We start from the raw sequence: 14151 nt of genomic DNA, 5'->3' as shown, positions 1-14151 counted from the left end.
ACGCCATTGTTTCAGGCCCTCCTATCACCCTGTCTTTTTTTGCTTTATATGAATCGCATCACCCGTTTTCTGGCTGGTCCTGCTACGCTGGTAGCCGCCAGCCTTGTTCTGCTCCTGAGCGGTTGCACCGCCGCCTCGCGCGTGGGCGTCACCAACGATTTTGACCATGCCGTAAACTTCCGCGCCTTCAAAACCTGGGCCTGGTACCCGCAGCAGCCCAAGGATGTTGAAGGTGGCCCGGCGAAAGGCTATGAGTCTTTTCTGGATAAGCGAATGCGCGCATCGGTAGCCGCCGAAATGGCAGCCAAGGGCCTGACCGAGGTAACCTCCTCGCCCGACATCTACGTGGCCTACAGCGCCCGCGTCGAAGACAAGCAGCAGGTATCGCCCTACTATAACGGCCTGGGCTACCCCTACGGCTATGGCTACGGCTACTATGGCCGCAGCTACGCCCCCGTGACGCAGTACAAGGCCGGTACCGTGGTGATTGACATCATCGACGCCAAGCGCAAAGAGCTGGCCTGGCGCGGCACCGGCCAGGCCCAGGTCAACCAGAACACCATCGACGAGGCCGAAACCCACCGCATCGTCAACGGTATTCTGAGCACCTACCCGCCGCAGGACAACAACGCCCGGCGGTAGTACCACAGGCGGCTTGCAACTTATTGCTTTCCCCAAAGCCTCTTCCGGTGGAAGAGGCTTTTTCGTGCGCTCCTTTTAGAGCGGTTTTCAGGTCCGTGCACCGTTGCTGGTGCCGCTCGACTGCAGCGCGAACTTTGTAGTTCGCGCTACGTGTACACGGAACTGAAAACCGCTCTAAATCCTGCTGTGCATACTTTCCACTTTATTCTTCTGGCGGTCAGCCTGCTACTGAGCAGTTGCCAGGCTGTTTTTACGGGCATTTACGGCATTCGCCAGCCTAAACCACTGGAAGAAAACTGCTTACCTAAACTGGCTGAAGCCTACGGCATCCCGGCAGGCAGCTGCAACGCGGTGCTTGATACCAGCTTTCGGCGTGTGCTACGTCGGATGCACCGGCGAGACTCCAGCGCAGCCAAAAATCACTGGCAGTTTCTGCAGGCCGTGTACTATGATGCGGCGGGCCGGCAGCAGTCTTTCCACATCAACTGCTACGCTGGTGGCTTTCCCAATCTGAACTGGGAGAGAGCAGGCAGCATGGCGCAGTTTCCGCCGGCTCAGCAGGCCCCGCGCGACTCAGCCCTGTCGTTGGCAGAGCATTTGCGGCACGTGTACACCGCAGGCCTGCCAACGCCGATGCCCGCCGCCCACTATACTGTAGTGGTGCATTGGAGTCGCTTCATGACGCGGCAAAGCCGCCGACTCATCCGGGCAGTGCGCCGCAACGTGGCCCTGGCACCTATGGGTACACGGGTTGCTTTGGTGTTCGTAAATACTGATGATTTCTACTACCTCACGTACAAACGCGAGGAAGAGCGACTCACAGCAAATCAACAGAAAAGCCCAGCCAATTAGTCGGCCGGGCTTTTTTGTTAGAATCGATTCGGTAAGCTTACACCGGCACGTTTACGTGGCGCTCGGCGTGGTAGGAGCTGCGCACCAGCGGGCCGCTTTCCACGTATTTCAGGCCGCGGCGCAGGCCTTCTTCCTTGTAGTGGGCAAATTGGTCGGGGGTGATGAACTCGGCCACGTCGAGGTGGCGCTTGGTGGGCTGCAGGTATTGGCCCAGGGTGAGAATGTCGAGGCCGTTGGCCACGAGGTCATCCATGGCCTGGTACAACTCGTCGGGCTTCTCGCCGAGGCCCAGCATGATGCCCGACTTGGTGCGGTGGCCGGCCAGCTTGGTGCGCCGGATTTGCTCCAGGCTGCGGTCGTAGCGGGCCTGCGGGCGCACGAGGCGGTAGAGGCTGCCCACGGTTTCGATGTTGTGCGAAATCACTTCCTGGCCGCCCGAAATCATCACCTCCAGCGCGTCCCAGTTGGCTTTCACGTCTGGAATCAGGGTTTCGATGGTGGTGCCGGGCGAGAGCTGCTTGGTGAGCACCACGGTGTCGCGCCACACGCTGGCGCCCCGGTCCTTTAGCTCGTCGCGGTTCACCGAGGTGATGACGGCGTGCTTCACTTTCATGAGGGCAATGGCTTCGGCCACGCGGCGGGGCTCGTCGAGGTCGTATTCGGTGGGGCGGCCGGTGGCCACGGCGCAGAACGAGCACGAGCGGGTGCAGATGTTGCCCAGAATCATGAACGTGGCCGTGCCGGCGCCCCAGCACTCGCCCATGTTGGGGCAGTTGCCGCTCTCGCAGATGGTGTGCAGCTTGTGCTCGTCCACGAGGCGGCGCACGGCGGCGTACTCTTCGCCCACGGGCAGCTTCACACGCAGCCAGTCGGGCTTGCGGGGGCGGGCGGGGGCGGCCGTTTCGGGCTGGATAACCGGCAAATCAATCATAAATCAATTACGAATTATAAACTATGCGTTATGAATTTCCTCAATCTGAATTAAAACCTGAGCACAACAAAATTACTGATGAAATGTCCCGCGGTGCTCTATTGGCCTAAACCCATCGTTCACAATTCAGAACTCATTGTTCATTACGAGCGGTGCCCGAAATACAGCGTCAGGTACACCGAGGGGAAGAACTGACGGTTCAGGTTATCGGTTTCGGAGTAAGGACTCAGGATAACCATTTTCTTCGTGAAGGCTTCGACCAGGAACCCTGCCTCCAGGCCCGTGACGGCATCGCGGTAGCGCCCGTACTCGAAGCTGAGGCCCCCGCGAAAGTGAAAGCCGGGCACCACCTGCGTCTGGCCAATGCCGCTGAACAGCGGGCCATGGTCGAGAATAGCGGCCGGATATACGTGCTTGCGCGGGTCATACTGCTCATTCACAATGTCATCGGTCGAGAGGTTGATGACTTGCGTCACGGGGGCCGTGCGGTCGTAAGTGATGTAGTAGGGCATGAGCAGGCCCAACGACGGGCCCGCGCTCAGCAGGCCGTTTACCTGCACCCCGGCATCGGCCGCCTTGCGAAACAGGATGCGCTGAAAGCCAAACGACGGCCGCAGCACGAAGGCGTAGTTGGTTTTCTGGTCGATGTAGGTGCCGCCCACCAGCGTGGTGATGCGGTCTTCCTTGCTGATGTTTTTCAGCATCACGCCTTCGAGGCTCCAGAAGCGCAGCAGCCGGTCGTCGAGCACCCGCGACGAACGCACGGAGGCCCCGCCGATGAGGCCGCCCTGGGTGTTGAAGTTGATGCCGAAGACAAATTCCTTGCGAAAGGACTGCTCGTCTGAGGGCGCATCGGGCACGGCCGCGGGCCGTGCTGGCGCCTGGGCGTGGGCGGTGGCCCCAGCGAGCAAACCGGCCACCAGCAAGCTTGAGAAGCGAAAAACAGAGCGCTGCATAATTAACCAGAAGTAAGGCCTGCCCCACCGCCACCGGCGCGGCGCACCACGTAATACGTAAATTAGCTAAAGAAAAACAACTTTGTAAAGGTAACTCCCTGACTCAATGAGCACCGCCACCGCCCGCTATGCCGGCCACCTCCGCACCGAAGCCACGCACGTGGCCTCGGGCACCACTATTCAGACCGATGCCCCCGTGGACAACCACGGCCGCGGCGAAGCTTTCTCGCCCACCGACCTGGTGAGCACCGCCCTCGGGGCCTGCATCGTGACCACGATGGCCATTGTGGCCGAGCGCCACAACTGGGACCTGACCAGCTGCACCTTCGACGTGACCAAGCACATGAGTACCGAAGGCCCGCGCCGCATTGTGCAGATTGACGTGACGATTGTGATGCCCGCCGCGCTGGCGCCCAACGAGCGTGCCCTGCTGGAGCGCGTGGCCCACACCTGCCCGGTTTCGCTGAGCCTGCACCCCGATTTGGTGCAGAATGTAGTGTTTGAGTATAAGTAAGCAGCCCAGGCCCCGGTCATGCTGAGCGCAGCGAAGGACCTTGTTCCTGCCGAACGAAAATTGTTCAGGCCTGACAAGGTTCTTCGCTGCGCTCACGATGGCCGGTGGCTCTGCATGACTGGTTTACTTCACGGCCGTTTTCACATCGGCCAGGCGAATGCCCATGTGGGAAGCGTCGTAGGTGCACTCGCCGTCCTGAATAAGCAGAAGCTGCGGCGACTCGTGGCGGATGCCGAACTGCTCGGCAACCTGGGCCGATAGCGGGCGGAAGCGCAGCAAATCAAGGTAATAGATGGGCAGCTCGAGGCCGCTGTCGGCCCATTGGCGCTCAATCTTGCCTTTGGCCGCCGCGCTGATGGAGCAGGTGGTGCTGTGCTTGAAAATGAGCACCGGCTGCTCGTGCGAGGCCTGGGCGAGGTCGGTAATCTGTTCGGGTTGGGTGAGGGGAAGCCAGGGAGTGGACATCGGGGAAGGGGTTAAAAACGAAAGGGATGGACGCCGGAATACGTGGATATCAGGTATAACAGTTTTCCGGCTACTTGATTCCCCGACGGCTAGTCATTTTTTCCGGCGCTCAGCTCTGGCCGGCGGCTTTTCTGGCGCTGCTCCTTGCGCACGAGGGTGGTGGTTTTGTCGCGGCGCAGGCCCAGGAAGCCTGGCGGCTTCACGTTGGGCGCGGTGCCTTTTTTGTAGTCCACGGCTTTGCTGGCTTCGGCAGGCGGCTGGGCGCTCTGGCCGCGCTTGAGCTGGTCGCGGGTTACGTCGAGGTGGCTGTCCTTGTAGGGCGAATCGGTTTTCCTGGCTTCGCGCAGGGCGCGGCGGTTGGCGGCTTTTATTTTGCCGGGCTTCTCCTTCACAATCTGGCCGTGGGCCAGCGGGCCGCTCAGCAGGCCCAGCACGGCCATCAGCACAAGCAGCAGCGCGCTACGGCTTGCCATCAGGCGCGGGCGTGGGCATGGGCTCGTCGGGCAGTTCCTCCGAAGCGTCTTTGGGCTGCTTGGGCGCCGGCCGGTGGTCGGGGCTGTAGTCTGGTTTTTTGTGAAGGCCATATTTGAAGAAGTTGCGGATAGACTCGATGGGATGGAAGCCTTTGCCTCCTTTGTTGTGGCGCCGCCGACGCATCAGCTTCGGCTTCTTCATCATCTGGTGCTTGTCGTACTTCACCGTGGAGCGCTCCGGGTACACGCTGCTTTTGATGTCGGACGAGTTATTGCTGGCCGAGGCCCCGTCGCCGTTGCTGGGCATCGAAACATCGGTGGCCGCTTCTTCGGTGCCGCCGCCCGACTTTTTCTTGGCCGAAGCCGCCGACTTGGCCAGGTCGTTGCGCAGCTTTTCCTGCTCCTTCTTCTTTTTCAGCTCTGCCAAATACTCCGGCGAGGGCTTGGGCGTGGGCAGCCGGTACGGATGGTGCACCTTATGCCACAAGCTGCAGCCGCCCAGCGCCACCGCCAACAGCACGCCCAGCAAAGACCGAAAAACAACGGAAGGTAGACTGTGTTTCACCGGCGGGGTTTAGTTGTTAATGGTCCGTTCAAAATCGTTGTCCTCCTGAGCTTGCGAAGGACCTGCTCACGTCCGCGCTGCTTTAAAATTACGGCTAATTGTTCTTACGTCAGCAGGTCCTTCGCAAGCTCAGGATGACAGCCATTTTAAGCCCGCAATCATTCTAATAATTGCGCAGGGCCTGCACCTGCTCGCGCAGGCGCTGCTGGGGCAGAAAAGCCGCCTCCAGCGGCGGCGCAAACGGGATGGCGGTATCGAGCGAAGCCACGCGGCGCACGGGCGCATCGAGGTGCTCGAAGCAGTTTTCGCCAATCCAGGCCGCGATTTCGCCGCCGATGCCGCCCGTCATCGTGTCTTCGTGCAGAATGAGGACGCGGCCATTTTTCGCCACCGTTTTGCGCACGGCCTCCTGGTCCCAGGGCAGCAGGGTGCGCAGGTCCAGAATGTCGGCCGACACGCCCAGGTCCTGGCACACCTGCAGGGCCCAGCGCACGCCCATGCCGTAGGTGATGATGCTCAGCTCGTCGCCCTGCGCCGCCAGCGCGGCCTGCCCGATGGGCGTGGTGTAATACGCCTCCGGCACCGGGCCGGTGAGGCTGCGGTACAGCATCTTGTGTTCGAAATACAGCACCGGGTTGGGGTCTTCGAAGGCGGCGCAGAGCAGGCCTTTGGCGTCGTGCGGGTTGCTGGGGTACACCACTTTCAGGCCGGGCGTGTGCGTGAACCACGCCTCGTTGCTCTGGCTGTGAAACGGACCGGCGGCCGAGCCCGCGCCGGTGGGCATGCGCACCACCACGTCGGCGTTCTGGCCCCAGCGGTAGTGGCTCTTGGCCAGGTTGTTCACAATCTGGTTGAAGCCGCAGGTCACGAAATCGGCAAACTGCATCTCAACCATGGCCTTTTTGCGCTTGATGCTCAGCCCCAGGCCGATGCCCACAATGGCCGACTCGCACAACGGCGTATTGCGCACCCGCGCCTTGCCGAATTCGGCCACAAAGCCTTCCGTGATTTTGAACACGCCGCCGTAGTCGGCAATGTCCTGGCCCATGAGCACCAGCTCCGGGTAGCGCTCCATGCTCTGCTTCATGCCTTCGGAAATGGCGTCGATGAAGCGTTTTTCGGGAGCCGGGCCGTCCTTCGGCGCATCCGTCACGGGCGCGTTGAAGGGCTGGTACATGTCGGCTATTTCCTCTTGGATATCAGCCGTAGGCATGGGCTCGGCGTCGGCTTCCTGGAGGCCGGCCTCAATGGCAGCTTTGATTTTCTCGCGGATGCCGTGCCTGGCGGTTTCGGTGAGGATGCCTTCGGCCAGCAGCCACTTCTCGTAGTTTTCGACGGGGTCTTTGGCGGCCCACTCTTCCATCAGGCTCTGGGGCACGTACTTGGTGCCGCTGGCCTCTTCGTGGCCGCGCATCCGGAACGTGAGAGCTTCGACCAACACAGGGCGCGGGTTCTGGCGCAGGTCTTCGGCCAGGCGTTTCACGGTGGTGTACACTTCGAGCACGTTGTTGCCGTCCACCTGCACGGCTTCCATGCCGTAGGCGGGGCCCTTATCGACGAAGGACTTGAAGCGGAACTGCTCGTTGCTGGGCGTGCTGAGGCCGTAGCCGTTGTTTTCAATCATGAAAATGACCGGCAGCTGCCACACGGCGGCCACGTTCAGGGCCTCGTGGAAGTCGCCTTCCGAGGCGCCGCCGTCGCCGCTGTAGGTCAGGGTCACTTTGGGCTTTTTGTCGAGCAAATCGGCCAGGGCAATGCCGCCGGCCACGGCCAGCTGCGGGCCGAGGTGCGAAATCATGCCCACGATGTTGTGCTCGTTGGTGCCGAAGTGGAAGCTGCGGTCGCGGCCCTTGGTGTAGCCGGTGCGCTTGCCCTGCCACTGCGCAAACAGGCGGCCCAGCGGCACCTCGCGGCCCGTGAACACGCCCAGGTTGCGGTGCAGCGGGAGGATGTACTCGTCGGCCTCCAGGGCCAGGGTGCTGCCCACCGAAATGGCTTCCTGGCCGATGCCCGAAAACCACTTGCTCACCTTGCCCTGGCGCAGCAGAATCAGCATTTTTTCCTCAATCAGCCGCGGGCGGAGCAGGTGCTGGTAGAGGTGCAGCAGGGTTTCGTTGGAGAGGTCCTGGCGGTCGAATTGCAGGGCGGTGGCGACGGGGGTCATGGGGCAAAAGGGGTGGGTTGGGAAGGGCAAAGGTAACGGCGGCAGCGGCTGTATGCGGTTATATGCGGCGGCGTCCCGACTTCCTTTTCCAGTGCCGATGCAGTTCGTTCTGCATTAGGCGGCGCATCGCAGCACGCCCCCCGCAACCCATGTGCAATGAGGGCATGCGCGGCATCTATCTTCGCAATCCTTCTTTTCCATTTTTGCTCATGATTCGACTTTTACCCCTTGGCTTTCTGGCGCTGGCAGTCGTGGCTACTGCTCAAGCCCAGCAAGCAGCTCCCACGGCTACACCGGCTGCTCCCGACACATTGCGTCCGCACTTTCGCGGCACTTGGCCCGACTCGCTGGCCGCTACACCTACGCCCGCCGGCACTTTCCGGCTGCAAGGCCAAGAGCAGCCGGCCCGGCCTTTCCTCACCATTCAGGACCAGCTGCGCACCGTGGCCGGCGTGCAGGTGACGCCCTATGACGGCAGCCCCGGCAGCGGCAACGTGGTGCGCATCCGCGGGGCCAGCGTGGCCACCGGCCTGGCCCAGCCGCTCTATGTGATTGACGGCCTGCCCGCACTGAACGACGACCTGACCCCGGGCCAGAGCTACGGAATTACGGCTCCCATGGCTCCTTACGAGCCTTCCAACACCTATTCGTACCAGCCCACTGTGGCCGAGCGCAATGCCGAAGCAGGGGCCAGCCCCTTGCAGCTGCTGCCGCCCGATGCCATTGCCAGCATTGAAGTGTTGGCCGGGCCGGCCGCGGTGGCCCGCTACGGGCCGCTGGCCGCCAACGGCGTGGTCAACATCCAAACCCGAACCGGCCAAGCCAACCGGCCGCTGCGGGTGCGCTACGCGGCCTACCTGGGCGTGCAGCAGGTGCGCCAGCGCTACTCCCTGCTCGATGCTTCGCAGTACGCGCAAGTGGCGAACGAGGCCGTGCTAAATGCCGGTTCGGCTGCCATTCCCTTTGCCAGCACCAACCTGGGCACGGGCACCGACTGGCAGGCCGAAACCTACCGCACCGCTGGCTTGCAGCAGCACCTCGTCAGCCTGGAAGGCGGCCGAAACAACACGGCCTTTCTGCTCAGCTTTGACTACCGCAAGCAGAACGGCGTGCTGCAGCACGCCGACCTCACCCGCCTGGGCCTGCGGCTGGCCCTCGACCAGCGCGTGGGCCAGCGCCTGCACCTGCGCGGCACGGCTACCTTAGGCCAGACCAGCCAGCAACTGCCCTACACCACGGGCAATGGCGGAGCCACCCGCGCCGCGCTCCTAGCCCCGCCCACCCAGCCGGTGCGCAACCCCGATGGCACGTACAGCGGCTACGGCAACTTCAACAATAATGGCGCTTCGCGGGCGCTGACCAACCCATTGGCCGTGGCCGACTACACCTACCGCACCCCGCGCACCCGCCGCCTGCTCGCGCAGCTGGCGGCCGACTACCAAGTACTGCCGCACCTGACGGCCCACGCGGCGGTCAACTTCCAGCGCACCTTGCTCGAGGCTGGGAGCAACCGCCTGTTCACATACTACAACGGCACCGACTACGTGCCGCCCATCAGCCAGAACTACGCGACGCAGATTTACCGCACCAGCCAGTGGGGGGCGCAGCTGGCGTTGCGCTACCAGCAGCAGCTGGGCACGCGGCACGCCATTGGGGCCGAAATTGACTATCAGTACCAAGGCACCAACCTGATTAATCGCACCGATTACTCGTTCGACTCCGGCACCTTTGGCCGAAGCTGGGGCTACTACGAGCAAGCGGCGGAGCTGCGCCTGCACCGCCCCTGGGCCCGCCTGCACTACACGCTCGACAGCGCCCTGACCGTGGAAGCAGGCCTGAGTTACGCTCACTACCGCGATGCCAATCGCACCGAATACTACCCCAACGCCCAAGTGAGCTGGCAGGCCCGCGCCGACCGGCCCACTGCCCTGCGTCTGTGGCTGGGCGCGGGCCGCACCAGTACTCTGGGAGCCAATTACTCACTCTTTGGGCCGGCACTGCTGGTGGGCTCGTCTTTTGGCTTTGGGACTCCGCCGAATGCCCGCATCCAGTCGCCGCTCTACGCCGACCAACTGGAAGCCGGCCTGCACCTGGGCCGTCGCCATGGCCATCTCACCGGCCAGTTGGTGGCCTACCAGCGCACCAGCTACCACGCCTTGCTCAGCCAAGTGGTGCCGGTATCGACGAGCGGCGGCACCTATTCCTATTTCTCCGCTTCTGACGAAGCTACTATCCACAACCAAGGCTTGGAAGTGACGCTGACCGCCGACTGGCAGCGCGGCCGCTTGCAAGGCACCACCCGCCTGACCGGCAGTCTCAACCGCAACCGGGTGCGCGAGCAGCAGGATATTTCGCCGCTGAGCCCAGCCTTCGATAACCAGCCGCTGGGTACGTTCTACGGCATCCGGCAAGATGGGGTGGATGCCAACGGGGTGCGGCGCTTTGTGCGGGTTAGTAGCAACGCGCCGCTCCTGGCGCAAGGTGTGCTTGGCACGGGTATTCCGGCGCAATTGGCCAGCCTGAGCCAGCAGCTCCGCCGGGGCCGCCTGGCCCTCGATGCGCAGGTAGATGGCATGTTTGGCTACCAGGTCCTGAACCAGCAGCTCGACCTGCTCGACTCGCCCACCGGCAGCAGCAACAGCGCCACTAGTGTAAATGACCGGTGGACGCGCACCAACCCAAACACCTCCATCCCAGCGGCCGGCACCCGCTCTTACGATGCTTCTTCGCAGTCGTTTCTCAGCCCTTCGACTACCATTGCCGACCGCCTGCTCGAAAACGGCGCCAACGTGCGCCTCTCGTCCCTCACCCTCACCTACCGCCTGCGCCAAACCGAAACCCAGGACATCAGCGTGTGGGTGGGCGGCCAAAACTTAGTGGTGCTGACTGGCTACCGTGGCTACGACCCCAACGTGAGCAGCGGCGGCAACACGGCCACCTCCGCCGGCATCGACTACGGCGCCGTGCCGGTGCCCCGCACCTGGCTGCTGGGCGTGAAAGCCGAATTTTAACACCTGACCTGTATGCAGAATGCGAGGCTCGGTGCATCATGTTTTTATGACACCCTTCGCTCTTTTCCGTGGGCTCATCTGGTTAGGCTTTCTGAGTCCCGCTGCCTAGGCCCAAACGCCGCCGCCGGTATCCAAGCTCCGGTTCCGAACAGTAGCCTTGCTCCGGCCAGCACCCAGCACTATTCCTTTTTCGCTACCGAATATCGGCCGCCGGCCCAGCTACAGTGTGTTGACATGGTGGACCGCGTGGAACCGGGCACAAGCGGAAATCCGTAACCGCAAGGACCCTGACGTACTTTTACTCCGGGTCTGGCTGGGTGTTCCAACAGCCTTTCATTGAAACGGCCAGCACTCGGTTTTTCTACACCTTTGCGCCACAAAAGGCTATGCTCGTTTGTTTAGCGCTTACTGACATTTAATACCCCGTTTCATGATTCACTTTCAGGAATTCACCCTCGATAACGGCCTGCGCTGCATTGTGCACGAAGATTTCAGCACGCCCATGGCGGTGCTCAACGTGATGTATGACGTGGGCTCGCGCGATGAGGACGCCGAGCACACCGGCTTCGCGCACCTGTTTGAGCACCTCATGTTCTCGGGCTCGGTCAACATTCCCAGCTACGACGAGCCGCTGCAGCGCGTGGGCGGCGAAAACAACGCCTTCACCTCGGCCGACGTGACCAACTACTACCTCTCGCTGCCGGCCGCCAACCTCGAAACCGGCTTCTGGCTCGAAAGCGACCGGATGCTGAACCTGGCCTTTTCCGAAAACGGCCTGGAGGTGCAGCGCAAAGTGGTGGTGGAAGAGTTCAAGCAGAGCTACCTCAACCAGCCCTACGGCGACGTGTGGCTGCAGCTCAAGCCCCTTGCCTACCACACCCACCCCTACCAGTGGAACACCATCGGCAAGGAGATTTCGCACATCGAAAATGCCGTGATGGATGACGTGCGCGGCTTTTTCCAGAAGCACTACGCCCCGCAGAACGCCGTGCTGGTGGTGGCCGGCGCGGCCAGCCTGGCCACCGTGCGCCAGTTGGCCGAGAAGTGGTTCGGCCCCATTCCCGGCGGCCCGGCCTACCAGCGCCAGCTTCCGCAGGAGCCGGCCCAGACCGAAGCCCGGCACCTCACGGCCCGGGCCGCCGTGCCCCTGCCGGCACTCTACAAGGCCTACCACATGCCCGCCCGCGGCGATGCCCGCTACCACGCCGTGGACCTGCTCAGCGACATGCTGGGCCACGGCAAATCGGCGCGCCTGCACCAGCGCCTGGTGAAGGAGCTGGCCCTGTTCAACAACATTTCCTCGTCGCTCACCGGCTCGCTCGACCCCGGCCTGCTTGTCATCAGCGGCAAGCTGAACGAGGGCGTGGACCTCAAAGAAGCCGATGCCGCCGTGGAAGCCGTGGTGGCCGAGTTCCTGACCACCGACGTGGACGCCCACGAGCTGGAGAAAGTAAAAAACCAGGCCGAGAGCAGCCTCGTTTTTGGCGAAATCGACCTGCTGCACCGCGCCCTCAACCTGGCCTACAGCAAGCTGCAGGGCGATGCCAACCTGGTGAATACCGAAAGCCAGCGCATCCAGGCCGTGACCGTAGCCGACGTGCGCGCCATGGCCAACCTAGTGCTGCGCCCCGAAAACTGCAGCACGCTCTACTACGAAGCCGTGGCCACGCCCGAGCTGGCCGCCGCCGGGTAGCGCGCAGCTGGCCGCCCCCAAAAGGAACGCCCCGCAACAGTGTTGCGGGGCGTTCCTTTTGGGGCCTCAGGGGTTTGCAACGCTATTTCGCCTTGCTCTTCACCTTGGTTTTGCTGGCGGCGGCCGGCACGTTGGCATCGCGGCTGAGGCTGCTGTTGGCGGGCTTCACGTAGCGCGGGCGCGGGGTGCGGTTGTCGTTGTACTGGCCGTTGGCCCGGTAGCCTTCCTGCTTGCGCATGGGCACGCCGGGCGCCAGGTAGGCCGTGCCGTCCTTGATGTCCTGCGACACGCCGTAGCCGTAGGGCTTGCCCGTGTGCGGGTTGATTTTGACAGCAGGTTTCCGGGTGGTTTTGCGGCTGGAATAAGGTGCAAGCTTCTTGCGGGTCTGGGCACTGGCATCGGCGGCCGAAAGAGCCATGAGCAGCATTGCAGCGAAAATGTAGCGGAGCATATCGAAAAAAGGTGAGGGGGATGGAGAAATAGTTGAGCGACCGGGCAATTGCCCGGCAAGTACCGAAACGCAGAACGGCCATGCCGGGCTTCCCGCACATGACCGTTCTGTTTACTTGTCTATCCGGCGATTAGTTGCCCAGCGTATTGTCGCTGGCGGGCTTGCGGGCCGGGCGCACGCTGTAGGGCGTGAGGCCGTTGCTGGTGCGCACGTGCACCGGCATGCCGGGCGCGGCCGAGATGCTGTGGTTGTCGAGCTCGCCGCGCGAGGTAGTGGCGGGCGTTTCGGCGGGCCAGCCGCCATCGGTGGTAGTGGCCGAGGCCACGGCCGTTTGGGGCGCATCGAGGGCGGGCCAGCCGTCGTTTACGACCGTCGTCTTCGGCGTGGTTTTGAGCGCGACGCGGCGGGCTTTTTTGGCTTTGCGGGTAGCTGCCTTGGTGGCTTTGGCCGTGGCTTTCTTGCTGGCGGCGGGCGTGGTCTGGGCGCTGGCTTCAGCCAGCAGGAACACCGAAAGAGCGAGGGTGAGGAAGGTGCGAATCATGACCGAAGAAGTTGACAGTGAGGTTGAAAAGTTGGTTTCCATTACTGAATAGGGTACTATTCGAAAAGCGTGCCAACTTCCACTTCACCGGCTCCAGCCCACGCAAAACGGCCCGGCCGGTGCGAAAACGCATACCAACCGGGCCGTTTTATCGACAAACTCCCTGCTAGCGCGGCGAGAGCGTGGTGCCAGTGCGCGGCCTGGTGGGAGCCGGGCCGTTGTAGCCCTCTACTTTCTTCGGGTTGCTCACGTTGATGGGTTCCCCGGGCGCGGCGTAGATGTTCTGCCCTTTGCTGTCGGCATTGTCCGTCGCGTTTGCGGCGCTGCTGCCGGCGGCCGGCTTGGCTTGCATGGTTGAGTTGGCAGAGCGGGGGGTGGCAGTGGTGCGGCGGGTGGTGGTGGTTTTTCTGGCGGGAGTGGTCTGGGCAGTGGCGCTGGCCACGGTTGCCAGCAGGAGCAGGGCGGAGAAAGCGGAACGCAACAACATAAGGCGAAGGGGGAAGAAGTGGGAGAAAGCTGACAACGCCAGCACGGGCGCATTTCCGGCATACGCTAAACGCGCGGAATAGGTCGCCGGCCGCTGCCGAAATGCGCAGCGGTGCGTTCCGGCACTGCCCCAGCAAAAAGCCCGTCCGACCAGCAGCAGCTGATTCGGACGGGCTTTCCCTTCGTTGTTGCTTATTACTATAAGGCTACCAGCCCGCGGGCTCAGGCGCTTTCTTTTTGGCAGGAGCGGCTTTGGGGGTCGTTTTGGCTTTGGGGGCGGCAGCGGGAGCCGCTTTGGCCGTGGCGGTTTCGGCACCGCCGGCGGCATTGCCGGCGCCGGCTTCTTCGGTAGCCGCCGGGGCGGGGGCCGCAGCCGGAGCCGGGGCGGGCGCTGCCGCCGTCGGGGC

At 62.8% G+C, this 14151-nt stretch carries 15 protein-coding genes; 5 read left to right on the top strand and 10 right to left on the bottom strand.

All coding sequences use genetic code 11. The features are described 5' to 3' along the window. Positions 1–48: 48 nt before the first annotated feature. Together ACYVHT_RS19920 and ACYVHT_RS19915 are read left to right on the top strand one after the other, a co-directional pair. Positions 49–642: a DUF4136 domain-containing protein gene (locus ACYVHT_RS19920; protein WP_460556227.1), complete on the top strand. Its 594-nt coding sequence runs from the start codon at positions 49–51 to the stop codon at positions 640–642. Between the two features lie 186 nt (positions 643–828). Beyond that, positions 829–1494 carry a hypothetical protein gene (locus ACYVHT_RS19915; RefSeq protein ID WP_460556224.1) on the top strand — a complete coding sequence of 222 codons (666 nt, stop codon included), beginning with the start codon at positions 829–831 and terminating at the stop codon, positions 1492–1494. A 37-nt stretch (positions 1495–1531) separates the two neighbouring features. Here the strand turns inward: ACYVHT_RS19915 and lipA are convergent, their stop codons facing one another. Continuing rightward, entirely contained in the window at positions 1532–2425 is an 894-nt protein-coding gene (gene lipA, locus ACYVHT_RS19910) for a lipoyl synthase (protein ID WP_460556221.1), read from the bottom strand. Positions 2426–2568: 143 nt separating this feature from the next. Next, a complete protein-coding gene (locus ACYVHT_RS19905; protein ID WP_460556218.1) occupies positions 2569–3381 on the bottom strand; it encodes a hypothetical protein in 813 nt (270 codons plus the stop codon). Between the two features lie 106 nt (positions 3382–3487). Here ACYVHT_RS19905 and ACYVHT_RS19900 point away from each other — a divergent pair, with 106 nt between their 5' ends. Further along, a complete protein-coding gene (locus ACYVHT_RS19900; RefSeq protein WP_460556215.1) occupies positions 3488–3895 on the top strand; it encodes an OsmC family protein in 408 nt (135 codons plus the stop codon). 123 nt (positions 3896–4018) lie between these two features. On the opposite strand, the gene ytxJ is transcribed toward ACYVHT_RS19900, so the two are convergent. The 4 genes from ytxJ to ACYVHT_RS19880 form a co-directional block, all read right to left on the bottom strand. Then, on the bottom strand, positions 4019–4360 hold the full coding sequence (gene ytxJ, locus ACYVHT_RS19895; protein ID WP_460556212.1) for a thioredoxin family protein: 342 nt from the start codon (positions 4358–4360) through the stop codon (positions 4019–4021). 89 nt (positions 4361–4449) lie between these two features. Next, entirely contained in the window at positions 4450–4833 is a 384-nt protein-coding gene (locus ACYVHT_RS19890) for a hypothetical protein (RefSeq protein ID WP_460556209.1), read from the bottom strand. Then, positions 4820–5398, bottom strand: a complete 579-nt coding sequence (locus tag ACYVHT_RS19885; RefSeq protein WP_460556206.1) for a hypothetical protein — start codon at positions 5396–5398, stop codon at positions 4820–4822. Before ACYVHT_RS19885 ends, ACYVHT_RS19890 begins: the two co-directional genes overlap by 14 nt. A gap of 163 nt (positions 5399–5561) precedes the next feature. Continuing rightward, entirely contained in the window at positions 5562–7562 is a 2001-nt protein-coding gene (locus tag ACYVHT_RS19880) for an alpha-ketoacid dehydrogenase subunit alpha/beta (protein ID WP_460556203.1), read from the bottom strand. A gap of 209 nt (positions 7563–7771) precedes the next feature. Between ACYVHT_RS19880 and ACYVHT_RS19875 the strand changes: the two genes are divergently transcribed. Beyond that, the gene (locus ACYVHT_RS19875) at positions 7772–10573 is read left to right on the top strand and encodes a TonB-dependent receptor plug domain-containing protein (protein WP_460556200.1); all 2802 of its coding nucleotides are present in this window, start codon (positions 7772–7774) and stop codon (positions 10571–10573) included. Between the two features lie 430 nt (positions 10574–11003). Next, complete coding sequence (locus tag ACYVHT_RS19870; protein WP_460556197.1) at positions 11004–12266, top strand: M16 family metallopeptidase; 1263 nt, start codon at positions 11004–11006, stop codon at positions 12264–12266. 82 nt (positions 12267–12348) lie between these two features. Here the strand turns inward: ACYVHT_RS19870 and ACYVHT_RS19865 are convergent, their stop codons facing one another. The 4 genes from ACYVHT_RS19865 to ACYVHT_RS19850 form a co-directional block, all read right to left on the bottom strand. Beyond that, positions 12349–12717 (bottom strand): hypothetical protein, encoded by a 369-nt coding sequence (locus ACYVHT_RS19865; RefSeq protein WP_460556194.1) that lies wholly within the window; start codon positions 12715–12717, stop codon positions 12349–12351. A 130-nt stretch (positions 12718–12847) separates the two neighbouring features. Then, positions 12848–13258, bottom strand: coding sequence for a hypothetical protein (locus ACYVHT_RS19860; protein WP_460556191.1), 411 nt, complete (start codon positions 13256–13258; stop codon positions 12848–12850). 166 nt (positions 13259–13424) lie between these two features. After that, positions 13425–13745 carry a hypothetical protein gene (locus tag ACYVHT_RS19855; RefSeq protein ID WP_460556188.1) on the bottom strand — a complete coding sequence of 107 codons (321 nt, stop codon included), beginning with the start codon at positions 13743–13745 and terminating at the stop codon, positions 13425–13427. 205 nt (positions 13746–13950) lie between these two features. Continuing rightward, positions 13951–14151, bottom strand: a 201-nt coding sequence (locus ACYVHT_RS19850) for a hypothetical protein (RefSeq protein WP_460556185.1), incomplete at its 5' end; no start/stop codon positions are given.

It is taken from the genome of Hymenobacter daeguensis, from assembly GCF_054780555.1.
This window is presented reverse-complemented; position numbering and strand designations above follow the sequence as displayed.